The 25,935-nt window shown below is 25.9% G+C and carries 28 protein-coding genes; 16 read left to right on the top strand and 12 right to left on the bottom strand.

What is annotated here, in order from left to right; translation table 11 throughout:
- The first annotated feature begins 64 nt into the window (after window positions 1-64).
- The 4 genes from CNZW441b_RS02990 to CNZW441b_RS02975 all read left to right on the top strand — a co-directional run bounded on the left by CNZW441b_RS02990 (window position 65) and on the right by CNZW441b_RS02975 (window position 3,596).
- On the top strand, window positions 65-1,417 hold the full coding sequence (locus CNZW441b_RS02990; RefSeq protein WP_131165972.1) for a MotA/TolQ/ExbB proton channel family protein: 1,353 nt from the start codon (window positions 65-67) through the stop codon (window positions 1,415-1,417).
- Between the two features lie 11 nt (window positions 1,418-1,428).
- Window positions 1,429-2,382 carry an OmpA family protein gene (locus CNZW441b_RS02985; RefSeq protein ID WP_131165971.1) on the top strand — a complete coding sequence of 318 codons (954 nt, stop codon included), beginning with the start codon at window positions 1,429-1,431 and terminating at the stop codon, window positions 2,380-2,382.
- Window positions 2,342-3,244, top strand: a complete 903-nt coding sequence (locus CNZW441b_RS02980) for a 1-aminocyclopropane-1-carboxylate deaminase/D-cysteine desulfhydrase (RefSeq protein ID WP_131163694.1) — start codon at window positions 2,342-2,344, stop codon at window positions 3,242-3,244. Before CNZW441b_RS02985 ends, CNZW441b_RS02980 begins: the two co-directional genes overlap by 41 nt.
- A 64-nt stretch (window positions 3,245-3,308) precedes the next feature.
- On the top strand, window positions 3,309-3,596 hold the full coding sequence (locus CNZW441b_RS02975) for a FlhB-like flagellar biosynthesis protein (RefSeq protein WP_131163543.1): 288 nt from the start codon (window positions 3,309-3,311) through the stop codon (window positions 3,594-3,596).
- Between the two features lie 182 nt (window positions 3,597-3,778).
- On the opposite strand, the gene CNZW441b_RS02970 is transcribed toward CNZW441b_RS02975, so the two are convergent.
- Together CNZW441b_RS02970 and CNZW441b_RS02965 are read right to left on the bottom strand one after the other, a co-directional pair.
- Window positions 3,779-4,588, bottom strand: a complete 810-nt coding sequence (locus CNZW441b_RS02970; RefSeq protein ID WP_216681545.1) for a phosphatidylserine decarboxylase — start codon at window positions 4,586-4,588, stop codon at window positions 3,779-3,781.
- On the bottom strand, window positions 4,585-5,709 hold the full coding sequence (locus CNZW441b_RS02965; RefSeq protein ID WP_216681544.1) for a metallophosphoesterase: 1,125 nt from the start codon (window positions 5,707-5,709) through the stop codon (window positions 4,585-4,587). The genes CNZW441b_RS02970 and CNZW441b_RS02965 overlap by 4 nt, the downstream gene beginning before the upstream one ends.
- 93 nt (window positions 5,710-5,802) lie before the next feature.
- On the opposite strand from CNZW441b_RS02965, the gene gltX reads away from it, so the two are divergent.
- The 3 genes from gltX to CNZW441b_RS02950 are packed head-to-tail and all read left to right on the top strand — an operon-like array spanning window position 5,803 to window position 8,994.
- Window positions 5,803-7,098 (top strand): glutamate--tRNA ligase, encoded by a 1,296-nt coding sequence (gene gltX / locus CNZW441b_RS02960; protein ID WP_131163695.1) that lies wholly within the window; start codon window positions 5,803-5,805, stop codon window positions 7,096-7,098.
- A 1-nt stretch (window position 7,099) separates the two neighbouring features.
- A complete protein-coding gene (locus CNZW441b_RS02955) occupies window positions 7,100-7,381 on the top strand; it encodes a YggT family protein (protein ID WP_131165969.1) in 282 nt (93 codons plus the stop codon).
- Window positions 7,378-8,994, top strand: coding sequence for a lytic transglycosylase domain-containing protein (locus CNZW441b_RS02950; protein WP_131165968.1), 1,617 nt, complete (start codon window positions 7,378-7,380; stop codon window positions 8,992-8,994). The genes CNZW441b_RS02955 and CNZW441b_RS02950 overlap by 4 nt, the downstream gene beginning before the upstream one ends.
- Here the strand turns inward: CNZW441b_RS02950 and CNZW441b_RS02945 are convergent.
- On the bottom strand, window positions 8,897-9,382 hold the full coding sequence (locus CNZW441b_RS02945; protein ID WP_216681543.1) for a hypothetical protein: 486 nt from the start codon (window positions 9,380-9,382) through the stop codon (window positions 8,897-8,899). The genes CNZW441b_RS02950 and CNZW441b_RS02945 overlap by 98 nt on opposite strands.
- A gap of 95 nt (window positions 9,383-9,477) precedes the next feature.
- Between CNZW441b_RS02945 and mobB the strand changes: the two genes are divergently transcribed.
- The 5 genes from mobB to CNZW441b_RS02920 are packed head-to-tail and all read left to right on the top strand — an operon-like array spanning window position 9,478 to window position 13,846.
- Window positions 9,478-9,957: a molybdopterin-guanine dinucleotide biosynthesis protein B gene (gene mobB, locus CNZW441b_RS02940; RefSeq protein WP_216681542.1), complete on the top strand. Its 480-nt coding sequence runs from the start codon at window positions 9,478-9,480 to the stop codon at window positions 9,955-9,957.
- A 10-nt stretch (window positions 9,958-9,967) separates the two neighbouring features.
- The gene (locus tag CNZW441b_RS02935; protein WP_216681541.1) at window positions 9,968-10,813 is read left to right on the top strand and encodes a class 1 fructose-bisphosphatase; all 846 of its coding nucleotides are present in this window, start codon (window positions 9,968-9,970) and stop codon (window positions 10,811-10,813) included.
- Between the two features lies 1 nt (window position 10,814).
- Entirely contained in the window at window positions 10,815-11,018 is a 204-nt protein-coding gene (locus CNZW441b_RS02930) for a hypothetical protein (protein WP_216681540.1), read from the top strand.
- Window positions 11,019-11,039: 21 nt separating this feature from the next.
- Complete coding sequence (metG, locus tag CNZW441b_RS02925) at window positions 11,040-12,905, top strand: methionine--tRNA ligase (RefSeq protein ID WP_216681539.1); 1,866 nt, start codon at window positions 11,040-11,042, stop codon at window positions 12,903-12,905.
- Window positions 12,902-13,846, top strand: a complete 945-nt coding sequence (locus tag CNZW441b_RS02920; protein WP_131165963.1) for a hypothetical protein — start codon at window positions 12,902-12,904, stop codon at window positions 13,844-13,846. Before metG ends, CNZW441b_RS02920 begins: the two co-directional genes overlap by 4 nt.
- Here CNZW441b_RS02920 and CNZW441b_RS02915 read toward each other — a convergent pair.
- Window positions 13,835-14,284 carry a methylated-DNA--[protein]-cysteine S-methyltransferase gene (locus CNZW441b_RS02915; RefSeq protein ID WP_131163554.1) on the bottom strand — a complete coding sequence of 150 codons (450 nt, stop codon included), beginning with the start codon at window positions 14,282-14,284 and terminating at the stop codon, window positions 13,835-13,837. The two genes, CNZW441b_RS02920 and CNZW441b_RS02915, sit on opposite strands and share 12 nt — an antisense overlap.
- Before the next feature lie 125 nt (window positions 14,285-14,409).
- Between CNZW441b_RS02915 and CNZW441b_RS02910 the strand changes: the two genes are divergently transcribed.
- From CNZW441b_RS02910 to trmA, 4 genes are read left to right on the top strand one after another with little or no spacing between them, the layout of a single operon-like run.
- Window positions 14,410-15,630, top strand: coding sequence for an ankyrin repeat domain-containing protein (locus tag CNZW441b_RS02910; RefSeq protein ID WP_131165962.1), 1,221 nt, complete (start codon window positions 14,410-14,412; stop codon window positions 15,628-15,630).
- Window positions 15,627-16,376 carry an SDR family NAD(P)-dependent oxidoreductase gene (locus tag CNZW441b_RS02905; protein WP_131165961.1) on the top strand — a complete coding sequence of 250 codons (750 nt, stop codon included), beginning with the start codon at window positions 15,627-15,629 and terminating at the stop codon, window positions 16,374-16,376. Before CNZW441b_RS02910 ends, CNZW441b_RS02905 begins: the two co-directional genes overlap by 4 nt.
- A complete protein-coding gene (locus CNZW441b_RS02900) occupies window positions 16,373-18,094 on the top strand; it encodes a Na+/H+ antiporter NhaC family protein (protein ID WP_131165960.1) in 1,722 nt (573 codons plus the stop codon). Before CNZW441b_RS02905 ends, CNZW441b_RS02900 begins: the two co-directional genes overlap by 4 nt.
- Window positions 18,091-19,167 carry a tRNA (uridine(54)-C5)-methyltransferase TrmA gene (trmA, locus tag CNZW441b_RS02895; protein WP_216681538.1) on the top strand — a complete coding sequence of 359 codons (1,077 nt, stop codon included), beginning with the start codon at window positions 18,091-18,093 and terminating at the stop codon, window positions 19,165-19,167. Before CNZW441b_RS02900 ends, trmA begins: the two co-directional genes overlap by 4 nt.
- Here trmA and CNZW441b_RS02890 read toward each other — a convergent pair.
- The 8 genes from CNZW441b_RS02890 to glmU form a co-directional block, all read right to left on the bottom strand.
- Window positions 19,154-19,570: a hypothetical protein gene (locus tag CNZW441b_RS02890; RefSeq protein ID WP_131165958.1), complete on the bottom strand. Its 417-nt coding sequence runs from the start codon at window positions 19,568-19,570 to the stop codon at window positions 19,154-19,156. The two genes, trmA and CNZW441b_RS02890, sit on opposite strands and share 14 nt — an antisense overlap.
- A 75-nt stretch (window positions 19,571-19,645) precedes the next feature.
- Window positions 19,646-20,368 carry a tRNA pseudouridine(38-40) synthase TruA gene (truA, locus tag CNZW441b_RS02885; RefSeq protein ID WP_131165957.1) on the bottom strand — a complete coding sequence of 241 codons (723 nt, stop codon included), beginning with the start codon at window positions 20,366-20,368 and terminating at the stop codon, window positions 19,646-19,648.
- On the bottom strand, window positions 20,368-21,393 hold the full coding sequence (locus CNZW441b_RS02880; protein ID WP_131165956.1) for an LptF/LptG family permease: 1,026 nt from the start codon (window positions 21,391-21,393) through the stop codon (window positions 20,368-20,370). Before CNZW441b_RS02880 ends, truA begins: the two co-directional genes overlap by 1 nt.
- A complete protein-coding gene (locus tag CNZW441b_RS02875) occupies window positions 21,377-22,150 on the bottom strand; it encodes a prepilin peptidase (RefSeq protein WP_131165955.1) in 774 nt (257 codons plus the stop codon). The genes CNZW441b_RS02880 and CNZW441b_RS02875 overlap by 17 nt, the downstream gene beginning before the upstream one ends.
- Window positions 22,147-22,815, bottom strand: a complete 669-nt coding sequence (uppS, locus tag CNZW441b_RS02870) for a polyprenyl diphosphate synthase (RefSeq protein ID WP_131163563.1) — start codon at window positions 22,813-22,815, stop codon at window positions 22,147-22,149. Before uppS ends, CNZW441b_RS02875 begins: the two co-directional genes overlap by 4 nt.
- 2 nt (window positions 22,816-22,817) lie before the next feature.
- Complete coding sequence (locus CNZW441b_RS02865) at window positions 22,818-23,432, bottom strand: hypothetical protein (protein WP_216681537.1); 615 nt, start codon at window positions 23,430-23,432, stop codon at window positions 22,818-22,820.
- On the bottom strand, window positions 23,429-24,583 hold the full coding sequence (gene coaBC, locus CNZW441b_RS02860; RefSeq protein ID WP_131186528.1) for a bifunctional phosphopantothenoylcysteine decarboxylase/phosphopantothenate--cysteine ligase CoaBC: 1,155 nt from the start codon (window positions 24,581-24,583) through the stop codon (window positions 23,429-23,431). The genes CNZW441b_RS02865 and coaBC overlap by 4 nt, the downstream gene beginning before the upstream one ends.
- Window positions 24,580-25,866 (bottom strand): bifunctional UDP-N-acetylglucosamine diphosphorylase/glucosamine-1-phosphate N-acetyltransferase GlmU, encoded by a 1,287-nt coding sequence (gene glmU / locus CNZW441b_RS02855; protein WP_131186527.1) that lies wholly within the window; start codon window positions 25,864-25,866, stop codon window positions 24,580-24,582. The genes coaBC and glmU overlap by 4 nt, the downstream gene beginning before the upstream one ends.
- Between the last annotated feature and the right edge of the window lie 69 nt (window positions 25,867-25,935).

The raw sequence follows: 25,935 nt of genomic DNA, 5'->3' as shown, positions 1-25,935 counted from the left end.
CGTTGGTTTAATTGTGAATATTTTTTAATTTTTACAATTAAACCAATACAAAAAAAGGTTCAATATGGAAATAAAATCAGAAGAAATTTCAGAACTTATTTTACCAGAAAGCAAAGAAAACAAAGGATACTTAGTTTATTTAAAAATTATTTTAATCCCTACTATTTTATATATTTTAATTTTACTTGGATATTTTGGAAAAATTAGTTTTAAAGTGGAAATTCATACCGTTGTTATGACAGGTATTATTTTTATAACAGCTTTAATTTTTGCAAGACACAATGCTGAGTATGCTTATAGTATCTTTGAGCAACAAAAAAATGAATTTAAGCAGGCTTTAAAACGTTATATTATGAAACACTTTTTAACCATAGGCAAGGACACAAAATCAAATGCCAATTTCAATGACTTTGCTTACAATTACATAAAAGGAGCAAGAAATGAAAATTTTGCTTCTATAGGTTCTGCAATTTTTCCTATGATGGGAATTTTAGGAACATTTGTAAGTATTGCCTTATCAATGCCAAATTTTAATTCTAGCGATACAGCCTCTTTGGAACACGAAATTTCTCTACTTTTAAACGGAGTTGGAACAGCTTTTTATGTTTCTATCTATGGAATTTTTTTAGCCTTATGGTGGATATTTTTTGAAAAATACGGAATGAGCAAAATTCAAAAATTATTAAATCGTCAAAAAAACTCTACAAATGATTTTTTTTGGACAAAAGAAGAAATTGATCAAAGATACCTACGCGAAAGTTTAGAGCATTTTGATAAAATTGGAGCTATTTTTAAACAAGTTAGCAACAATGATTTTTTTAAAGAATTAGATCACGCAATTGATAGAAAATTTAGTATTTTTCAAGATATGTTAAATGTAGAAGAAAAAGCTATAAGACTTAGTAGTGAACATATTAAACAAACTATGGGTGAACTAAGTAGAGCTCAAAGAGACCAAAGAGATCTTGGTAGACTTTACTCTGAAATGCTTAATGCGGTTGGTATTTTAAATCAAAATCTAAAAGAAATTAGTACCAGAATGTCAGAACAATATAATCGTTTACTAGACATTAGCTCCGAAAAAATTGCTCATTTTGATAAAACTTTAAGTAGTTTTGATGAAAAAGTGCAACATTTTCAAAAAGGATTTGAGCTTTATGAAAAATCTATGCTCGAAAATCAAGAAAAGATTTTTAACACTTTCAAAACAAGTCTTTTTGAAGGTATGCAAAAATTTAAAGAAATTTATGAAGAAGAAAGAAATATTGATGAGCAAATTGAAGTTATGAATACACTAAAAAAAGAAATTGAGGAGCTAGATAAAGAAACTAGTGAAGTAATTTCCAAGCTTGAAGATAATAATTCTTTATCAAATAACCAAAAAATTCGGGAAGAAAATAAAGAAGAAAATAAATAAAAAGAAAGAATATGGAAAATCAAAATAAAGAAGAAAATAATTTTTGGATAGCCTATGCTGATTTAATGGCTGGCTTACTTTTTGTCTTTATTCTTTTAATTGGTGCTATTGTAGTAAAATATGTTTTAACCCAAAGTGATTTACAAGAAATTAAAAAAAATCTAAACAAGCAAGAACAACACCTTAAAAAAAGCGAAGAAGAATTAAAAAATAAAGAAGATATAGTTTTTAAATTAAGTAAAGAATTAAGCAAAACTTCTGATGCAATAAATCTTATCAACCAACAAAAAGCAGAACTTGAAGCAAATATAACAAACTATAAACAACTAAGCAAAGAATTAAATTTGAGTTTAGACAACAAAGATAAACAAATTTTAATTTTATTAGGACAGCTTGAAAAAAAAGATGAAGAATTTAAAAATTTAAAACAAGACTTTGAAGAAGCCAAAGAAAAAGTTCAAAACTTAAATTTTATTAAAGAAAATTTAAGCAAGCAACTTCAATCAAAACTTGATTCTAATATCACTATAAATGAAAAAACCGGGGCTATTGTATTACCAGCAGAAATTTTATTTGATAGAGATTCTTATATACTAAAAAATGAGGCAAAATCAAATCTTAAAAAAATACTTAATGAATATTTTAATGCAATATTAAACGATCCTTCTATTTTAAATAACATAGAAAATATTATTATAGAGGGGCACTCAGATAGCGATGGATCTTATATTTATAATTTAGACTTATCTCAAAAAAGAGCCTATGAAGTTATGAGTTTTATTTATACCTTTAATAAAGATCCAAGATTACAAAAACTTTTAATGGCAAGTGGAAGATCGTTTTCTGATCCTATAATTAAAAATGGTGTAGAAGATAAAGAATTGAGTCGTAGAATAGAAATTAGATTTAGCATTAAAAATGATAATGCACTTAAAGAAGTCGAAAAATTTTTTGAATTTAAATAGTCCTATAGAAAAAATTACTTTTTGTGATTTTAGTTTTTATATAAAACGTGATGATTTATTAGGTGAAATTAATGGCAATAAAGCGAGAAAACTTTATTATTATTTCTTGAACAAATATCCAAAAAATCAACGTTTTATTAGTTTTGGGAGTTCTCAGAGTAATGCTTTGCTTGCTCTTAGTATATTTTGCAGACAAAATAATTATCAACTTCTTTTTGTTTGCGAAAAACTCTCTTCTTTTTTAGAACAAAATCCTCATGGGAACTATGCCTTAGCTCTAGAAAATAAAGCTTTAATTATACAGAATTTAGATTTTTCCCATCGCAGAGATAAGGCTCTTTCATTAAAACAAGAAAAAGATATTTTTATAGAAGAAGGAGTTGGCAATAAAGAAGCAGAAATTGGTTTTATACATCTTGCAAAAGAAATTGAACAACAAAGCAAAATTTTAAATTTAGATTTTGATATATTTTTACCTTCTGGGACTGGAACATCTGCGGCTTTTTTAGCAAAACATAGCAAATCAAAAGTTTTTACCTGTGCTTGTGTTGGCGATGAAGCATACTTAAAAAAACAAATTTTAACTCTTGATCCTTATTATGATTTTTCTAATTTATATATATTACAACTTTCTAAAAAATATCATTTTGCCAAACCTTATTTAGAATTTTATGAACTTTATTTAAAACTTAAAAAAGAATGTGGTATTGAATTTGACTTACTTTATGATATGCTAGGTATAAAGACTATGATGCATTATCAAGCTATTTTTAAAAAACCCATATTATACATTCATCAAGGTGGTATTATTGGCAATGACAGTATGTTAAACAGATATAAAAGAAAATTTACACATTTATAATTTTTTTAATTTAAATTGATATTTTATTTTATATAATTTTAATTAAAAATTAAAGTCTATAACTATGGGTAAAATTAAAAAATCTATTAAAAAAGCTGTTGCATTAGGCTATAAAAAAGATCAGCAAAATGCTCCAAAAGTTCTTGCAAGCGGAAAAGGTGAAAGTGCCTCTAAAATAATTTCTCTAGCCAAAGAACATGGAGTTCCTATAAAAGAGGATGAGGATCTAATAGAAATTTTAAGCAAACTTGACTTAGGCGATGAAATACCTCCTAATATGTATAAAGCGGTTGCTGAAGTATTTGCTTTTATTTATCAAATGGTAAATGAAACATCTGTAACAAAAAAATAATTAATATTACATTTATATAATTTTTTGTATTACTTTAAGAAAATTAAATTTGTACTCTATAAACTATCAAATCAATGTAATTTTATCATCTAACAGCGAAAAATTAAATAACAAATAGATAAAAGAATAACAAAACTCTTCAAGAGTTATCTTCAAAAAACTCCAAAATTTAAAATATTATTTTAGATAAAATTAGCTATATTTTTACCAAATTTAATATTTTGATTTTCTTGAATATTAAAATTTAAAAATCCTTTTTGAGATAATATAACAATAGTAGAACCAAGTTCGAAATTTCCTAACTCTTCTCCCTTTTTTATCTTTAAATTATGATATTTTGTAGAAAAATTATTGTATTTTTTAGTATTTGTTTGTATACTAGAATCAAAATTAAAACGCATTTTTCCAACATTTTGCGCTCCAACAAAAATAAGCCAAAATATAAAATTATTTTCGCTTTTGCATTTTAAACACACTCTTTCATTTTCGCTATAAAGATTTGAAATTTTTTTTAAATATTTTTCATTTACACTATAAAGTTTTCCTCTAGTATAGACTGCACTTAAAATTTCTAAATCACAAGGAGCATGATAACGATGGTAATCTTTTGGTGAAAGATAAATATTGACACAATCAAGTCCATTTTTAAGCTCTTTTGACTCAAAACTATCTCTTATAAGAGTATTTATACTATAAACTTTTCCTTTGATGCTAAAACTAAAAAATTCATCTTTTTGAAAAAAGGAATTTGAAATCTGTAAAATTTTTCCATCACAAGGTGCTATAAAATCATTTTCTAGATTTCTTGAAGTTGCTAAACTTCTTGTAAAAAGCGCATTTAAACTTTCATAATCACCAGCTTGTTTAAATTCACTCATGTCAATTTTAAAATACTTTATATAAGCTTTATTAATCAATGTTTGCAAAGGTTTGATAAATTTAAATCTAGCTATAAGTCCAAAGACTCTTGAACTTTGATTAGAAAAGCTCATCTTTTTCCCTTTAATTCTAATAATACTATTTCACTTGGAGCAAAAACTCTTAAACTAGGACCCCAAAATCCAGCTCCGCTGCTTACATAAAGTTTTGTTTTTTCATTTAAATGGTATAAACCATGTAAAAAACCTTGATTTAACTTAACAATAACCCCAAAAGGAAAAATTTGCCCAGCATGAGTATGTCCACTTAAAATAAGATCAAAATCATTTACATTATAAAGTAAAACTGTTTTTGGCTGATGAGATAATAAAATACTTGGTTTATTTTTGCTTAAATCTTTTTGAACCTTATCTAAATCTGGCCCATAAACACCTTGTCTTAGACCCATTAAATCACCTATTCCGGCTATATTGATAACTCCTAAATCTATATTTTTATTTAATAAAATGTGCATATTTGTATTTTCATTTAAAAACTGTAAAACTTCATTCACATTATGATAATACTCATGATTTCCTAAAACATAGAAAGTTCCAAATTTTGATTTAAATTCATTCAATATGCCTATATAATCCTTTAAATGTTCAACATCAGTATCCACTAAATCCCCTACTATTACTATCAAATCAGGATTTAAGGCATTAGTTTTTATGATAAGCTTTTCTAAAAAATCTTTATGAAGATTTTTTCCTAAATGAATATCAGTAAGCATAGCTATTTTTAAATCTTGCTTGAGGTTATTAATATAAATTTGTTCTTTTTTAACATTAGGAATTTTAAGAGCATTATTAATGCTTATATATGTTAAAAAACCTCCCAATACCAAAATAAAAATTTCAAAAATAATGCGTAAAAATCTATATGGTATAGAATAATTTTTCCCTGAAAAAATACAGATAAATTTTATAAAATCTAAAAATAAAGTAATAAAAAAGAAACAATAAGTAGGGGCAAATGATAAAGCCAAAATCTCATACACTTTATCAGTTAAAAAATCTTCTTTGCGAAGCAGAAAAAAGAATGCTTGCGAAATATAAAGCAATATGAAAAAATATTTAAAAAAATTATGCAAATATTTAAAAAAAGAAATTCTAGTTATTAATCTTTTATAAATATATACATTTGCTAAAGCAAAAATAAATAAAATCGTGAAAAAAAAAATAAAAGCTAACATGTTCTAAATTATACACAAAAATATATTAAATTTTTATATATTTTTTTTTATTATAATGCAAATTTAACTAAAAAATTCATAAAGGTTATTATGATGTATAGATTTGCACCTTCTCCAACAGGAGATATGCATATAGGCAATTTACGTGCTGCAATTTTTAACTATATTTGCTCCAAACAAGATAAAAGTGGATTTGTTCTACGTATAGAAGATACAGATAAAATACGAAATATCGAAGGTAAAGATGAGGAAATTAAAGAACTTTTAAAACTTTTTGGTATTTCTTGGCAGTATTTATATATACAAAGCGAAAATTTAAATTTCCATCAAAAAATGGCTTTAAAGCTAGTAAGTGAAAAAAAAGCTTTTGCTTGTTTTTGCACTGAAGAAGAACTTAATCAAAAAAAAGAGTTGGCAAAAAAAAATAATCAGCCCTACCGCTATGATGGAGCTTGTGAAAAATTAAAAGATATTGACGTTTTAAATTGTAATAAACCCTTTGTCATAAGACTTAAAAAGCCTCAAAACAATATAGGTTTTAAAGATTTGATTAAAGGGAATCTTGACTTTAAACCCGATGATATTGATTCTTTTGTTATTTTAAGGACGGATAAAACTCCAACTTATAATTTTGCTTGTGCAGTTGATGATATGCTTGAAAATATAACTTGTATTATACGAGGAGAAGATCATGTTTCAAATACTCCAAAACAAGAGCATATCCGCAAAAGTTTAAACTATGAAAAAGAAATTATTTATGCACATTTGCCTATTATTCTTAATGAAAATGGTGTAAAAATGAGCAAAAGAGAAGCACATTCTAGTGTAAAATGGCTTTTAGAATACGGTATCTTACCAGATGCAATTATTAATTACTTAATTTTACTTGGAAATAAAACTCCATGTGAAATTTTTACCTTAGAAGAAGCATTTACTTGGTTTGACATTAAAAAAATTTCAAAATCTCCTGCAAGGTTTGATTTAAAAAAACTTTTACAAATCAATAGAGAACATATAAAGAGAATACCAAATACCAAGCTCAATGAAATTTTAGATTTAAATAAAGATATAGCAGAATTAGCTAAATTTTATACTCAAGAATCAAGCACTTTAGTAGAGCTTAAAGATAAAATGAAAGCTATTTTTTCTGCTAAAGATTATAAAGATTTCAAAGAAGAATGTTTAATTCTTAAAGAAAATTTAAAGAATTTTAACTTACCTCAAAACTATGAAGACTTTAAAGAAGAACTAATAAAAAGAACTAATCTAAAAGGAAAAAAATTTTTTATGCCTTTAAGAATTGTTCTTACGGGAAATGTTCACGGCCCAGAACTTAGTGATTTGTATATTTATATAAGACCTTTTATTAATGACTTAGCAAGGATATAAAATGATTATAGATTCTTTAATACTCTCTTTGATCCAAATTTTACAAATTATTATTAATCTTTATATGTGGATTATTATTATTTCAGCACTGATAAGCTGGGTAAATCCTGATCCTTATAACCCTATAGTGCAAATTTTATACAAATTAAGTGCTCCTGCATATAATATCATGAGAAAATTTCCTACACGTATTGGCAATATAGACTTAGCACCGTTAATAATCATTTTAGCTTTACAATTTTTAAGCATATTAATTTCGAATTTAGCGAGACAATTTTTATGAAAAAAATATTTTTAATTTTTTTATTATCTAATTTATTATTTGGTAATTCTTACGACCTAAAAGAGCTTAAGCAAAAAGATAATTCTCTGGCCAAAGATTATTATATCTATAGACTTCTAGAAGAAAATAATATAAGCAAAAATGAAGCACAAAGTCTTAATTCTCATATTTTTCGTTATGTAGGAAAAATTAAAACTGAACTTGAAAAGATAATACCCGTTGCAACCTATATTAATCCTTTATATAAAAAATGCTTTACCTATACTAAAAACAATATTTTAGATGCAAATCTAACATGTCAAAGCGTAAGATTAAACTCTATCACATTTATAGCTAGTTTAAACAATGAAACAAGAAAGATTCTAGCTTCAAATATGCAACAAGAAAAACCAGAAGTTATTAATCTTTTACTTGCTTTTAATCAAGAAAAGCCTGTTGCCTATTTAGACAAAAAAGAAGATGTTGATAATTTTTTTAAACTTTATAATTATTCTATGAAAATTGATTATCCTTTAAGTACAACTTTTATCAATAAACTCTCCTTTTCTCAAAACTTTAAACAATTTGTCCAAAATGTCGTAATTAAAAAAGAAAATCCTAATTTTAGCCTATCTCTATTAAATGTTAAACCAGAAAATACACAAGAAAATTCTGCATTTTTTCTTGGTGTAAATGCCTTAGTTTATAATAAAAAAGATTTAGCTTTTAATTTTTTTGAACAAGCTTATAAAAGTTTTAGCAAACAAGAAAATAAAGATAATGCTTTATTTTGGATGTATATGATTAAAAAAGATAAGCAAGATCTAATTACTTTAGCTAATAGCACCTCATTAAATATTTACAACCTATATGCACGTGAACTTATAAATTTAGATTTTCCTAAAATCTTAAATCCTAAACCAAAAAAAGAAAAAAACTTTTTTAATATGCAAGATCCTTTTGCATGGCAAGAGCTTTCAAAAGAAATTGCAAATGCTAATCCAGATAAACTTAAAAATCTTGCCAATCAATTTAATACGCAAGAAACCTTGCCTATTTATGCTTATATCCTAGAAAGGCTTTATAAATTTAAAAATCATTATTTTATAATGCCCTATTTTGAATTTATAAAAGATTATGATACTAAAAGACAAGCTTTAATTTTAGCTATAGCAAGACAAGAGAGTCGATTTATTCCAACTGCTATTTCAACTTCTTATGCCTTAGGAATTATGCAGTTTATGCCATTTTTAGCCAATCACATTGGGAATAAAGAATTAAAAATTGAAAATTTTGATCAAGATTTGATGTTTAATCCTAAAATAGCCTACTATTTCGCCAATCATCATTTAAATTATCTTGAAACTCATTTAAATTCACCCCTTTTTGTTGCTTATGCCTATAATGGAGGTATAGGTTTTACTAAAAGAATGTTGGCAAGAAAAGATCTTTTTAAAAAAGGAGAATTTGAACCTTTTTTATCAATGGAACTTGTGCCTTATCAAGAAAGCAGAATTTATGGCAAAAAAGTTTTGGCTAATTATATTGTGTATCGATATCTTCTGAACGATAATATAAAGATTTCGGATATTTTTGAAAATTTAGCTCAAAACAATGATTTAAACAAATCTTAACTTTAAGATTTGTTTCATTTTGATTAGAAGGTAAAGAAAATTTAAAATAGCTAGTGAATTCATTTTGAAATAAATATTTTAAATATTTACTATTTTTATCTATTTTAGATATTATGGCTTCTTTATCATTAATATAAACTTTTAAATGATCTATATTAAATGTATTAGGAGTAATTTGCAATGCAAATTCATCCTCTTTTGCCTTCTCATCTAAAACAGGATTTAAATAACTTATAGTGATTACAGAGCTTAACTTTCCATCATCAATTTTCTTTTTTTGAGAAAACATTAAAGTTTGTGTTTTTAAATTAATCTCAGTAATTTTATCATCTTTTAAAAAGCAAGCATTAAATAAAAAAAGAATCAATATTAAAATAAAAATTTTCATCAATAAACCCTAAAATTTTTAGTAATTATAACTTTTTGTCTCTATTTTTTGCTTTAAATAAGGTATAATTCCAAAAAAATATCCAAAGAGAAAAAATGACAAAATCTATTATGGCTTTTAGCGGACCTTCAAATTCTGGAAAAACAACATTAATTACAAAAATCACTCAAAAAATGATACAGAACAATCTCAAAGTTTTAATCATAAAACATGACCCTTCTGATAAAGCTCAATTTGATTTTAATGGAAAAGATAGCTTTCGTTTTTTTCAAAGTGGTGCTGAAGTTATTGTTTTAAGCCCTACTAGAACAACTTTTTTTTCTCATCAAGAACGAGATATTTTAGAAAGTATTAAAATGGTAAAAGATTTTGATATATGTTTAGTTGAAGGTTTAAAAACGCTTGATCTTCCAAGAATTAGTGTATTTTGCAAAGAAATTGATGAAAGTTATTTTGCTTTTTCAGACGCTATTGCTTCTTATAAAAAGATTACAAATAAAAATCTTAAATGGCTTTATTTAGATGATATAGAAGGAATCTATACTTACATTTTAGAACACGCAAAAAAAATATAAGGAAAAATATATGCAAGAAATTTTTGATTTTATAAAAAAAGCTGTAATTAAAATCTCAAACGAACTTAAATTTCCAGATACCTCCTATGAAAAAACCCAAAATAACACAGGAGACACTCAACTTAAATTTGATATTTTAAGTGATCAAATCATTACAGATACTTTAAAAGAATGTCCAAATATCAAGGCTTTAATTAGCGAAGAAAAGCAAGAAGAATTAACAATCAATGAAAAAGCTGAATATATCATAGCTTATGATCCTTTAGATGGTTCTTCTTTAATGGATGTAAATTTTGCCATAGGATCTATTTTTGCCATTTATGAACAAAAAGCTGATGCAAAAAATTTAAAAGCGGCTGTTTATAGTATATATGGACCTAGAGTTGAACTTGTAATTTGCGAAGATTTACCAAAACTTTATCGCTTGGATCAAAATAATCATTTTGTTTTTATACAAGAGCTTCACATGCAAGAAAAAGGGAAAATCAATGCAACAGGTGCAAGTCAAAAATTTTGGAGCAATAAACATAAAAATTTTATACAAGAATTATTTAACGAAGGTTATAGACTAAGATATTCTGGAGCAATGGTCAGTGATATACATCAAATTTTAATTAAAAAAGGCGGATTGTTTAGTTATCCTGCTACAGAAGATGCCCCAAATGGAAAATTAAGAGCATTTTTTGAAGTCTTTCCTTTAGCTTTTATTATAGAAAAAGCTGGTGGGCTTACAAGCAATGGAGATAATACTTCTTTATTGGAACTTGAATTTAAAGAGATTCATGCTACTACGCCTTGCTTCTTTGGATCAAAATATGAAATTCAAAAACTTTTAAATTTCGATAAGGTTAATTAATATGGAAGAAGCAATCATTCTTGATGATTTTGAAAAAAATCTACAGCAAAACAAAGAAAAATTAGAAAATTGTCAAAAAACAAAAAATCTTACTTCTTGTTATAATTGCCCTGAAATTTTTACTTGTCAAACACGTAAAAATTATGTAGATGCAGTTTATAATAGTATGTCAAAAGGAAAAAATGAAGGTGGTTTTGACTTTTAAAAATTTAATTAAAGGAAAAAGATGCGTTATATAACTACACCAATTTATTATGTAAATGATAAACCTCATCTAGGTCATGCCTATACTACAATTTTAGCCGATACAATGGCAAGATTTTATCGCTTACAAGGATATGAAACAAAATTTTTAACAGGCACAGACGAACATGGACAAAAAATAGAACAAGCTGCCAAAAATCATAATAACTCTGCAAAAGAATACGCCGATAAAATAAGCTTAGAATTTAAAAAACTCTGGGATGAATTTGAAATTACTTATGATATATACGCAAGAACTACTGATCAAAAACATATTGATTTTGTTCAAAATATTTTTCTAAAAATGTATGAAAAAGGAGATATCTATAAAGATGAATATGAAGGACATTATTGTATCTCTTGTGAAAGTTTTTTTACTCCAACTCAATTAACCAATCATCTTTGTTGCCCAGATTGTGGAAAAGAAACTTCTCTTTTAAAAGAAGAAAGTTATTTCTTTAGGCTTTCAAAATATCAAGATAAAATTTTAAAATGGTATGAAGAATCCGATCCTATACTGCCTAAAAATAAAAAAAATGAACTTATTAATTTTGTTCAAAATGGTTTAAAAGATCTTTCGATTACTAGAACAAGTTTTAATTGGGGAATTAAACTTCCAAAAGAATTAAAAGACGATAAACATATTATTTATGTTTGGCTTGATGCACTTTTTATCTATGTAAGTTCTTTGCAAGATGAAAATTCAAAATTTTGGCCTGCGCATATACATTTGGTAGGAAAAGATATCTTACGTTTTCACGCTATTTATTGGCCTGCTTTTTTAATGAGTGCAAATTTACCTCTACCAAAATTTGTAGCAGCACACGGATGGTGGATACAAGATGGAGAAAAAATGAGTAAATCTAAAGGCAATATTATAGATCCTAGAAAAGTTGCTCATACTTATGGATTAGAAGCTTTTAGATATTTTCTTCTTAAAGAGGTATCTTTTGGTAATGATGGAGATTTTAATGAACAATCTTTAATCAATCATATCAATGCAGAACTTAGTAATGAATTTGGAAATTTACTTGGACGTATTATAGGAATGAGTGCAAAATATTCCCAAAATTACATAGATCATAAAGACGTTTTAATATATTTTAGCGAAGAATATCAGCAAGCAAAAAAACATTTAAAAGAAGCTATTAATTTTTTAGAAGTTTTACAAACTAATCATTATTTAGAAGAGCTCTTTAAGGCTTTAAATGTAGCAAATTTAAGCATAAGCAAATATGAGCCTTGGAATTTAATTAAAAACAACGAAAATGAAAAAGCAAATGCTCTAATCTCTCTTTGTGCAAATATCCTAGCACAAGTTAGCATACTTTTAAATCCAGTATTGCCAAATAGCACAAAAAAAGTTGCTAAAGCTTTAAATTTCGAAATATCAAGCAAAGCTTATCAAAAACTCATTTTAAATAATGAACTTTTAGATTTTAAAGCTTCCCCTTGTGAAGCTTTATTTCCTAAAATTGAACAAAAAAGCCAAAAAGAAAATGAAATAAAACAAGAAAATAAAGCAAAAATTAAAATAGAAGATTTCTCTAAAATTGAAATCAAAATAGCCCTAGTTAAAGATTGTCAAGCCATATCAGGAAGCGATAAACTTTTAAGATTTGAACTTGAACTTGAAGATAATGAAATAAGACAAGTGATTTCAGGCATTGCTAAGCACTATAATCCAAAAGATTTAATAGGAAAACAAATTTGTGTATTAAGCAATCTTAAAAAAGCAAAAATTTTTGGATACGAAAGCGATGGTATGATTCTTAGTGCTAAAAGCGGGGATAAACTTGTATTAATCACTCCTGAACAGTTGGTAGAAAACGGCTCTTTAATAGGATGAATATTTCAAATCTTAATGAACTTTTAAATACAAAAATTATCAACGAAGGAAAGGTCTTAAGCGTAGAAGGTTTTAGTCTTAATTTAAATGAAGTAAAATACGCTTATGCTTTTTTTTCAAATGATGAGTTAGAAATAAAAGAAGCTATTAAAAAAGGGGCCTTTGTTATTGTCTATGAAAAAGAAATTCCTATATTAGATAAAGAAATTTTTTATCTACAAAGCCAAAATTTAGAAGTATCTATTTTTAGACTTTTACGTTTTTTATGCGAAGAAAAAGAATTTAAATTTTTACTATGCAATCCTAATGAAATTCATTTTGCAAAAACATTTTATTTAAAAAGTTTACAAGAGAATATTTTTTTAGATTTTAACTCTTTGATTAAAGCCGATAAAAATGAAATTTTTTGCTCAAGCAACAAAAATTATATTTTAAAACTTTGTGCCAATTTTGATCAACTTAATCAAGTTAATTTTGCCTTATTAGAAAGTTCAAGTCCTTTTTACATAAATTTAATTTGTGAAAACATATATTTTAAAAATATAAAACTACCTTTTATTTATGCACAAATTTTTGCTAATTTTATATCCTTTTTACAAGAAAAAAAACGTGATATTCGTTTTAATCTAAATAAATTAGATTTTTTTCAAATTTATTTTATACATTATGATTTTAAGCCTGCTGAATTTGGAAAAAGCGATAGAGCTCTTATTTTTGTTTTTAATGAAAACGATTTTGAATTTTTTAAAGAAAATTTTAAAAATATTAAAGGTTTTAAATCCGCTTTAAAAAATTCTTTATTTTGTGATTTTTCGTATTCTCATATTTTTGATTTAAAAAACAAAGATTTTAAGTACTGTCTTATTCTAGATGAACATAAAAACTATATTAAAGATTTTTATTTACAAAATGAGATAGAAGAATCAAACCTATTTAACTGATTTTTCAAGGTCAATTAAAAATTTTTTAATCTCCAAGCCCCCATTATATCCGCCAATCCCATTACTTGCTACTACTCTATGACAAGGAATAAAAATAGGAATATCATTTTTAGAATTAGCATTGCCCACAGCGCGAAAAGCCTTAGGATGAGCTATTTTTAAAGCTATATCCTTATAAGTTAATAAAACTCCGTAAGGAATTTGAATTAAAGCTTTGTATACTTTTTGTTCAAATTCGCTTCCTTTAAATTTTAAAGGTGTTTTAAATTCCTTTAATTTACCTGAAAAATAAAGTTTTAATTCTTCTTTTGCTTGTTCTAATACTTCGCAACTTTTATCTTCAAAATAAGTTTGATGAAAATCAACCTTAGTTAAAAATTTTCCATCACTATGTAGAGATAAGTAACATAAAGGGGATTTAAAACAAATTTTAAACATTATTTATCCTTAAATAAAGAAAATTATATTATTCTACTTTTCTAAAAACAATTGATTATTTTTAATAAAAAATTATTAAGCAAATGCCGATTTAAACTTGAAGTTTAACACAAAAAAGGATTAAATTGAAATTTTTATTTTCTCTTATATTATCTCTTTCTTCTATATTAGCTTTTGATTGTAAAAATATCTTAAACCAAAAATTTGATTTATCTGATCAAAATATCATTAATAAAATTGACAATTGTAAAGAGTCTTTAAAAAATGCAATTTTTACAAAAGATCTTTATAAGATTTCTAATGAAATAAGAGGAAGCAATAGCTCTTGTTCGGGTATATCTTATTTGCCAAAGCTTACAGAGTTTAATCTTTTGTTATTAAAGATTTCTATTGACCCTTTAGCTTACCAAAAAGAGCTTGAAAGAAAAACAAATCTAGATAAAAAATACCAAGAACTAAATACTTATTTTAAATATTGGGCTTATCAAAGTATAGGAAATTTTAGACTTTACCAATCTTTTTGGCAAAAATACAACAACGCTTTAAAGCCTTTAGAAAACTATTATCAAAAAACATTTAATTTGGATAAAACAACTTCGTTTTTTTTAGCAAAGCAAGCCTTAAATGAATTTTTAAATTGGGCAGTTGGTGAAACAAAAATTATAAAAGATATTTTACCAATATCCAAAATACTTGAAAATAAAAATTGTAACGAAAGCTGTTTAAAACAATTTATTTACACAAATAATCCCTCTAGAACAGAACTCACTATAGCATTAAGATCTGCCTTATTAAATCAAAGAAACACAACAATTATTCAAACTCTTTTAGATTTTGGTGCCAAGCTTGATGAAGGATATGAAAGTGCTATTTTTTATGCTTTAGAGAATTATCAAAATACAAAATTTTTAATCGAACAAGGAGCAAATGTAAACCAAAGTAATGCATTTGGAAAAACTCCTCTTTTTTATGCTATAGAATTTCAAAAAAAAGACATCATAGAACTTTTACTTAATAATAAGGCAGATGTAAATCATAAATACATTAACAACAATGAAAAACTAGCACTAAGCGCCAATATAGAAAGTGATACACCTTATTTTATAACCTTTTGTGCTCTTGAACATACTTCTAAAAATGTCCTAATGCATGCTGCAGCATACGGAAATACGGAAATTTTAAAACTTTTGGTGCAAAAAGGCGTAAAACTTTTTGAAAAAGATGATTTAGGTTTTAATGCCTTAGACTTTGCTTTAGCCGCTAAAAAAGAAGAAAATGCTAAATATCTAAAATCTTTAGGTCTTAAACCAAGCGAAAATTTATTTTATGGAGGTTCTTTAGAATGAAAACAGCTTTAATCACAGGAGCTAGTTCTGGCTTTGGAAGAGCTAGCGTAGAAGCATTAATTAATGAAGGTTTTAAAGTTATAGCCATAGCAAGACGCGAAGAAAGATTAAAGCTTTTAAAAGAAAAATTTAAAGATAAACTCCATATTATTGCACTAGATGTGCGTGATAAAGAAAAAATAAATTCTGAACTTAAAAATTTACCCAAAGAATTCAGCGATATTAGCCTTTTAATCAATAACGCAGGACTTGCGCTTAATCAAGACGAATTTGATAGCTTGAGTTTAGAAGATATAGATACTATGGTTGATACAAATATTAAAGGCTTTTTATATATTGCAAGGGTGATCATTCCCATACTTAGAAAACAAAAAAATGCTTATATTTTTAATATAGGATCAGTAGCAGCGACAAATCCTTATTTTGGCGGTAATGTATATTGTGGCACAAAAGCATTTGTAAGGCAATTTTCTCTTGCATTAAGAAATGATTTAAGATCAAGCAATATTAAAGTTACCAATATAGCTCCAGGACTTTGTAAAACAGAATTTTCCGAAGTTCGCTTTAAAGGAGATAAAGAAAAAGCAGAACAAATTTATAAAAACACCAAATTTATTAGCGCTGATGATATTGCAAAAGTTATTATTTCCATTATCAATCTTCCAGAACATATTAATATCAATGAAATAGAACTTATGCCAGTTACACAAACTTGGAATGGTTTTCATATAGAGAAGTTTTCATGAAAATTATATTTATATTTTTAATGCCTATTGCTCTATTTGCTGATGCTGATACTAATGCTAATTTATATGGTTTTTTTACTCTTATACCGCCTATTATAGCAATTGCTTTAGCTTTTGTTACAAAAGATGTTATCTTATCTTTGTTTGCAGGGGTTTTAAGTGGAACTTTTCTTTTAAGCTTGTCTTCTAATATTTTTTTAAGTCAAAAGATACAATTTTTAAATATCTACAATACCCTTTTAGAATCATTTACAAAAATGATTTCTTATATCTTACACTCCACTTCAGATCCTTTAAATGCTGGAATTATTTTACAAATTCTTTGCATAGGAGGATTGGTAGCTCTTATTACCAAAATGGGTGGAGCTAAAGCTATAGCTTTAAATTTTGCAAAAAGAGCTAAATCTGCTGTAAGCGCTCAAATAAATACTTGGTTCATAGGCCTTTTAATATTTTTTGATGATTATGCTAATTTGCTAATCGTTGGTCCCATCATGCGACCCTTAGCAGATAAATTTAAAATTTCAAGAGAAAAATTTGCTTTTATTATTGACTCAACTGCTGCTCCGGTTGCTGGAATAGCTATCATTTCAACTTGGATAGGCCTAGAAGTTTCTTTAATTAAAAATGCCTATAATCATATAGGTATAGAAAATATTAGTGCTTTTGGAATTTTTTTAGAAACTATTCCTTACAGATTTTATAATATTTTTATGCTTTTTTTTGTTTTAATGACAGCATTAATGAAGAGAGAATTTGGACCTATGTATCAAGCAGAAATAAGGGCTAGAACTACAGGAGAAGTTGCACCAAAAATCAAATCTCAAACATTAAATACAGCTGAATTAGAAGATCAATTTTTAGCACCAAAAGAAAATATAAATATCAAAGCTTCAAGTGCTATTATTCCGATTTTTATTCTTATTTTTCTCTGTATTGTTGGTTTTTATTTTAATGGGCTTGGCGTATTAGAAGGAGATGAGTTAAAAAAAGTTAAAGAAAATCCTTTGTCTTTTTATGCTTTTAGAACAACTTTTGGAAACGCAGATTCTTCTGTAGTATTGTTTCAATCTGCTTTATTTTCTGCCATTATTGCTATTTTTATGGGAGTTAAAAGGAAGATTTTTGATCTTAAAGAAGCAATAGAAACTTGGATTTATGGTTGGAAAACTATGATTTTTACTATAGTTTTACTTTTACTTGCATGGTCTCTTTCTGGTATAGTTAAAGATCTTGGAACTTCTAAATATATAGTTTCTCTTCTTGTTGGAGAACTACCCTCTTTTATTCTTCCTTCGGTAATTTTTTTATTTGCCTCGGGAATTTCTTTTGCTATAGGAACTAGTTATGGAACAATGAGTATTTTAATGCCGCTGGCCGTACCTTTAGCCTACGCCATTGCACAACTTAATCAATTTGATCCTGATTCTTTGCATCATTATATGGTTATTAATATAAGCTGTGTTTTAACAGGGGCTATTTTTGGAAATCATTGCTCTCCTATTTCAGATAATGTTATACTCTCTTCAATGAGTGCAAAATGCGATCACATGGAACACGTTAGAACTCAAATTCCTTATGCTTTATTTATCTGTATAATCTCTTTAATCACTGGTTATTTACCTATCTCTTTAGGATTTAGTGTGTGGATTATCCTACCTTTAAATCTAGTGCTTATTGTAATTTTGTTAAGAATAATTGGAAAAAAAGTCGAATGAAAGATTTTTCTAAACTGTGCATCAATAATACTTTAGAAGAAAAAATTAGACAAATTAAAGAGCTTTTTAAAGAAAATTATAAAGAAGAATTTGAAATTTTTTCATCTTCTTTTAAGCATTATAGAACAAGAGCTGAACTTTCCTTTTATCACAAAGATGATGATATCTTCTATGCTATGTTTGATGAAAAAACTAAGAAAAAATATATTATTGATACTTTAAATTTTTGCGATGAAAAAATATGTAATCTTATGCCTTTATTGCTTGATTACATAAAAAAGAATTTTGTATTAAAAGAAAAACTTTTTGGGGTGGAATTTCTAGCAAGTAAAAAAGAATTAAGCGTAACATTGCTTTACCATAAAGATATAAATTTAATAGAAAAAGAACTTTCTGATTTAAGTAAAAATCTCCAATTAAATCTTATTGCAAGAAGCAAAAAGAAAAAATTAATTTTTCAAAAAGAAATTCTTACCCAAAATCTAAATATTTTTGATAAAGAATTTATTTATGAATTTAATAATGATTGCTTTATACAACCAAATACTCTAATCAATGAAAAAATGATAGAATGGGTTTTAACAGCACTTCAACAAGAAACAACAAAAGATTTATTGGAGCTTTATTGTGGCTATGGAAATTTTACAATAGCTTTAGCTTCTTGTTTTAAAAAAGTATTAGCCACAGAACTTTCTAAAAAAAATATACAATTTGCATTAAAAAATTGCGAGTTGAATCAAATTTCTAATATAGATTTTATAAGACTTTCAAGCGAAGAACTTAGTCAAGCATTTAAAAAAGAAAGAGAATTTAATCGTTTAAAGCATATAAATCTTGATGATTTTAATTTCTCTCATGTTCTAGTTGATCCTCCAAGATCTGGACTTAATAAAGAGGTTATAAATTTAATAAAAAACTATAATAATATTATTTATATTTCTTGCAATCCTTTAAGTTTAAAAGAAAATTTAGATTTTCTTTTAAAAACTCATCAAATCAAAAAATTTGCACTTTTTGATCAATTTGTTCATACCAAACATTTAGAATGTGGTATTTTACTTAAAAAGATATAAAAAAATAATTCATTAATTTTGCTAAAACTACAATCACTATGGCCAAAATAAAAACAATAGGATGTATTATCTTGCCTAAAGGATTTGGCTTTTTAAATATAAAACGACAAAACAAAGAAAATAACACCAAAGCTAAAATAATAGAAGCTAAAATAATCTTTATAGCAAAATAACCATTTAGTGGTTTAAAATGAAAACTTGCTAACATTCCACCACTTAAAAATAATATTAAAACTATAAAAGGCATTATTTTAATTGCTGTATTTGATAAAAGTTTAGAGTCAAAATCATTATAATTCTTTTTTACTTTTCTTATAATAAAAATATCAACAAATAAATACCCTACAAAAAATATAGCACAAATTAAATGCACAGTTAAAATATATACATAATATTCACTCATATTTTCTCCTTTTTTTCCGTATTCTATACAAAAAATAGAACAAAAAAATTAATATGTGTTAATTTATATACAAAATCAATATAAAATTCTATGCAAATAAAGCCCATTAGGAGGAACCAAAATCCTACAGTGTTCTTTTTTTGCTTCAATTTGTTCTTTAAGTTGTTCTTTGTTTAAACGATTTTCCAAAACAGCCAAAACACTAGCAATACTTAAACGAATTTGAGCCCTTAAAAAACCATTAGCCCTAAAAGTAAAAATGCTTAATTTCTTATAAGCATAGGCTTTAGCAAAATACATCTTTCTTATTGTACTTTTTGTAGAACTACCTTCTTTTTGAAATAACTTAAAATTATGCTCTCCGTTAAATAAAGCAAGAAGTTCATTTGCTTGATTTATATCAAATGAAGGATAAAAATAAGCATAACGTGATAAAAAAGGATTAAATTTGTCATGATTAAATATATAACGATATTCTCTTGCCTTAGCATCAAATCTTACTTCAAAGTCTTGTTCCATCTTTTGAATTTGTTTTATATGTATAAAAGGATGAGTATATTTATTAAGTTGATTTTTAAGATAATGTAAATCTTTAAAATAATCTCCACATTCTACACAACCTACGGCATTATTAGCATGCACTCCTTTATCTGTTCGTGAAGCCATTAAAAACGAATTATAAATTCCAAGATGAGAAAGAGCATTTTCAAAGTTATCTTGAACACTTTTTTTATGTGGTTGTTTAGCAGAACCTAAAAAAGCTGAACCATCGTAAGAAAAAACAAATTTTAATTTCATTAATAACGACTTAAAATCATTTTTTTAAAACATATAAACGAAGCAATAAAAATACTTAAAAAAATTAAAATACAGGATAAAATTGGGGGCTGATGAAAAATGTTTAAAAGTCCAAAATATACGCCAATAACCCCAAACATACCAAAATATATAAAACCTTTTTCATAGCGGTAAGTCACTATACCAAAACTTAAAGCAAAAAGAGTGCTTGCTAAAGGAAAAAGAGCAATTGTAGTATAAACAACAAATTCTTTTGCTTTCTCTTCATTGATAGAAATATCACTCCAATATTCATAGAAACTTTTTATTTTAGTATTTAAATTATCCACTTGAGTATTAATTACAAGCTTTTCAAAATCTCCTATAAACATAGTTTGATTATCCTCAAAATTATACATTTTGCCGGAATTTAATTCAAAAGAAAGACCATTTTCCTTTGATAATACTTTAGCATCTTTAGCAATGATAAATTGTTCCTTATCAGTTTTTAATTTTTTTGGATGATATAAAATAATATTTTTATACCCATTTGCTTCTTCTTTTTCAATAAAGATCATCCAATCTAAGAATTTTTGACCAAATTCTCCTGTTTTATAATTAAATTTAACTTGAGTTTTTTTATAATTAATAAAATTATCTTGAAGTTCAAAAACTATTGGAAGCACAATTAAAGCTACAATGAGCATTAAAGCACTCACACAAGCTGCAATTTGCAAGAAAAACTTAGCTAAATTTAAAGGTGAAAAACCTAGTGTAAAAAACACTATACTTTCATTCTCCTTAGAAAGTCTATAAAAAGCCAAAGTTAAAGCTATAAAAAAAGCTATAGGTAGAGTAAAGATTAAAATTCTTGGCAACATAAAACCATAGAGTCTTAAAAGATCCAAAAAATTAATTTCTATATTTGAGGTAAATTTCGCAAGCTGTATAAAAAATACCATAGAAACGATACTAAATAAAGTAAAAAAAATTGATAAATTTGTACTTAAAAATTGGTTTAAAATATATTTATAACAAAGTTTCATAATTTATCCTAAAAATCCAAACTAGAATAAAAGATAGAGTTAAAAAAGGTATCATAGCAAGTTCTTTCTCTTTTCTTGCTTTAATGATAAAAAAAGGCAAAGTCAAAATACAAGCAATAAACAAAGAGATAAATCCATCTTTAAAACCTAAAATTCCACCTATACAAGCAACTATAATAATATCTGCATCTCCTAAATTATCAGATATTTTATTTTTTCTTTTTAAATTTGTTAAAAATAAAATAAAACTTTTAAATAAAAACAAAGCCCCAGAAAAACTTACGGCATAAAGTAAAAACCCTTCTTTTAAATTTTCAAAAATAAAAATATAAAAAATTTCCTCCATTTTAAAAGCATAAAAACCCGCTAGAAAAAAAGCACTCCAAAGCAAAATTTCTGGAACAGCTTTTAATTTTATATCAATCAAAGAAAGTAAAAATAAATTAAAAACAAAAAAAGAAAAAACAATAAAATCATATAAATTTGTATTAAAAAAATAAGCAATACAAATTAAAAAAATACCAATTATTTCGCTTAAAAATACTTCAAAGGGAATTTTATTTTTACAATATTTACATTTTGCTCTTAAAAAAATATAAGAAAAAATAGGAATTAATTCTAAAAATCCTAAGTTTCTTCTACAACTAAAACAAAAAGATCTAGGATAAAAAATCTTTTGTTTATAGATGATACGATCAGCTAAAGCTTTACAAAAAGAACCTAAACTTGCACCTAAAATCAGCAAAAAAAATATCATAAACCAAAAGTTCTTTCGCGATTTTTATAATCTTTTATAATCCTTTTAAATTCTCTTTTTGTAAGGCTAGGAAATAAAGTTTCACTAAAGTATATTTCAGCGTAAGCGCATTGCCACAATAAAAAGTTAGAAAGTCTTTTAGCATTGCCCACTCTAAGAAGCAAATCCACATCTAAAGGCAGATCTAAATTTTTACTTAAATTTTCTTCATTAAGTTCTAAACCTTTTTCTAATACTCTTTTTGTAGCTCTAATAATTTCATTTTTAGAGCCATAAGAAATAGCTAAATGAATATAAAGCAAATTACAATGCTTTGTTTTTTCTTCAACTAAGGCTATTTTTTCTCTTAAATTCTTATCAAGTTTTGATAAATCACCAATTGCTTTTAAACAAACATTATTTTTTTCAAATTTTTCCAAAGCTTCATCTAAACAGCGATCTAAAAGTTTAAAAATAAAGTCAATTTCATCTTGTGGACGACCCCAATTTTCAGTACTAAAAGCAAAAAGACTTAAATTTGAAATTCCCTCCTCAACACAAACTTCCATAATTTTTTGCATTGTTTTAACACCTTGAGAATAGCCTAACTTTACTAAAACTCCCTTAGCTTTAGCCCAACGTCTATTACCATCCATTACAATAGCAAGGTGTTTTAATTTATTCATTTTTATCCTTTAAAATTAAATAGTTTTTTAAATTCAAATAAAGGCTTCACATTTGCATCTTGTAAAACCTGTATTTTTAAGTGCTCACTTAAAAATTTTTGTACTTTAAAAAAAGGTGTTTTAATTAAAATTTCATTTTCTTTAATAAAAATTTTTAAGGGTCCAAATACACCAAAAAAAAGATAAATTTCTAAAAATTTGTCTTTTTTCATTTGTAAAAGAGCGGCTTTGTTTTCAAAAACAAAAGGAATATGATATACATTTTCAAAACTTGCAAAAAGCATTTCTTTTAGAATTTGATATTTTTGCTTATCTTTGCATTCTATAAGATTATGTAAAATAAATTTTTTAAAATCAATTCCTTCTTCCAAAAGGCCAGTAATTAAAGATAATCCTTGTTCAAAAAAAGATAAACTAGGTTTTTTATAAAGATTTTTAAATTCTATTATACTACCACTATCATTATATAATTCTACTAAATATTGCACCCCAACTTCAAGCTCAATCATACTTTTAGTTTGAATTTTTTTATTATTTATTAGTAAAGTATAGTGCCCATATCCAGATTTAGCAAGAACTTCAATTTGTATAGGCAATATTGGATTAATAATACTCATAATTCTTTACATTTATAGGCTAGTTTATAGGCTAAATTTTTTTTATCCTGCATGGAAAATAACACCTCATCTTTGGCACTAATACACAATATTTCATTCAAATTAGATCCAAAAGAATTTTCTTTTTTTAAAATATTTAAGCATACCATATCAAGCTTTTTATCCTTTAATGAATGCTTAGCATTTTTTATAGCATTTTTTTCATCAAATTCTAGTTTAAATCCTATCTTTTTACCTTTAAAATCTATATTTTTAAGCAAATCTTCATTAGGTAAAAGCTTCAGCTCTAAACCTTCTAAATGCTCATTTTTTTTAATTTTTCCAGCTTGCATTATAGGGATAAAATCACTAACAGCGGCACTCATTATCAAAAAATCTTTATTTTTATTTTCTATTAAAAGTTCTTTTAGCTCTTTAGAACTTTCGAATTTTAAAAGTTTATAAGGAGTTTTAAAATCTACACTACTTAAAAAAGTGACATTAGCACCCAAAAAATAAAAAGCATCTGCTATAGCTTTAGCCATAAGTCCGCTTGAAAAATTACTAATACATCTTACCTCATCAATCTTTTCTTTCGTGCCTCCACCAGTTACAACAACACTTTTGCCTATAAAAAATTTTTCTTTTAAAAGTTCTCTTTTAACAATATTAAAAATATCCAAAACTTCTGCTAAAGCTCCTATGCCCTCGTCATTACAAGCAAGCTTTTTACAAATAGGATCTATTATCAAAGCACCCTGTTCTTTTAAAAGTTTCAAAGAATTCTGCACACTAAAATGCAAATACATATTTGTATTTGCTGCTGGAGCAATAATCAAAGGAAGTTTAGCTGCAATTAAAGTTTGTATAAATAAATTATCACAAATCCCTAAAGCAAGTTTATTAATAGAATTTATACTCGCAGGAGCAAAAAGTATAAGATCGCAATCTTTACTAAAAGCTATATGATTGTTTGCATTTTTCCAAGTTTCATTCTCTTCACATAAAACATCATCACAAAGTGCTTCAAAACTTATTTTAGAAGCAAATCTTAAAGCCCCATTGCTAAGTAAAACTTTAACCTTAAAGCCTTCTTTCTTAAATAAAGATATAAGCTCATAAGTTTTATAAAAAGCTATGCTTCCGCTAATTGCTAAAAGTAAAGTTTTCATTGAAATTTTTTATAAAAATAATCTTTAATTATTTTACTCGTTGCTCTATTGATAAATAAAGCTCCTTTTTCAACTTTTTTATCCACACAACTTCCAGCGGCTATAATCACATCATCTTCTATATTAACAGGGGCTATAAGCTCTGAATTTGAGCCAATAAAAACATTTTTACCTATTATACTTTTGTGCTTTTTGATACCATCATAATTGCAAGTAATAACCCCACAACCTATATTGGTCCCTTCATCGATTTCACAATCTCCAAGATAACTTAAATGCCCTGCTTTAATTTTGTTTAATTTTGCATTTTTGCATTCTACGAAATTTCCAATATGTGAATTTTTAATAATATTTTTAGGTCTAAGATGTGCCAAAGGTCCTATATCGCTATTAAATACTTCGCTCTCTTCTATAACACAAGAACTTTTAATGATAGAATTTACAATAAGACTCTTTCCTTCAATACGAACATTTTCATAAATTTCACATTCTCCTTCAAAACAAACATCAGGATCTATATAAATAGTATGAGGCAAATGAAAAATCACTCCTTGTTTCATCCAGTATTTCTTAAGCTCATCTTGCATTAATTCCTCAGCTTTGCTTAATTCAAATTTATCATTAACTCCCATAAATTCAAACTCATCTACAAAAACAGGATGTATTAAAACTCCTTTTTCTCTAGCTAATTTAATCGCATCTGTTAAATAATACTCTTTGGCTTCATTTTTATTATCAATCAAAGGCAAAATTTGCATTAAAAGATCTGAATTTATAGCATAAACTCCGGCATTACAAAGAGAAACATTTCTCTCCTCTTCACTAGCATCTTTAAATTCAACAATTTTTTCTAAAGAATCTTCTTTTAAAATTACCCTCCCGTAATTTTTAGGATCTTTAGCATTAAAAATTGCTACATTAAAATCATAATTTGTATCAATAAGTTTTTTTAAACTTTGTTCTTTTATTAAAGGCATATCTCCACATAAAATTAGTGTTTGTTTAGCTTGTGGTTTATAGTTTTTTAAAGCTCCTGCAGTTCCTGGAAATTTGTTTAAATCTTGTTCTAAAATTTTAGTTTTTGGAAAATGATCTAAAATTTCTTTTTCAATTAATTCTTTCTCATAAGATAAAACTACACTTACATCATCACTTATCTTAAAAGCTTTTTCAAGTATATATAAAATCATACTTTTTTTACATATTTTTTGTAAAACTTTTGGCTTTTTAGACTTCATTCTTGTTCCAAGTCCAGCAGCTAAAATTAAAATAGAACTTTGCATTTAAAACCTTATTCAAAAATTTTAAAGTATTTTACCAGCTTAAAATTAAGCAAAGTTTATCAAAAACTA

Origin of the sequence: Campylobacter novaezeelandiae, assembly GCF_018968685.1 — a bacterium.
Classification (GTDB): domain Bacteria; phylum Campylobacterota; class Campylobacteria; order Campylobacterales; family Campylobacteraceae; genus Campylobacter_D; species Campylobacter_D novaezeelandiae.
This window is presented reverse-complemented; position numbering and strand designations above follow the sequence as displayed.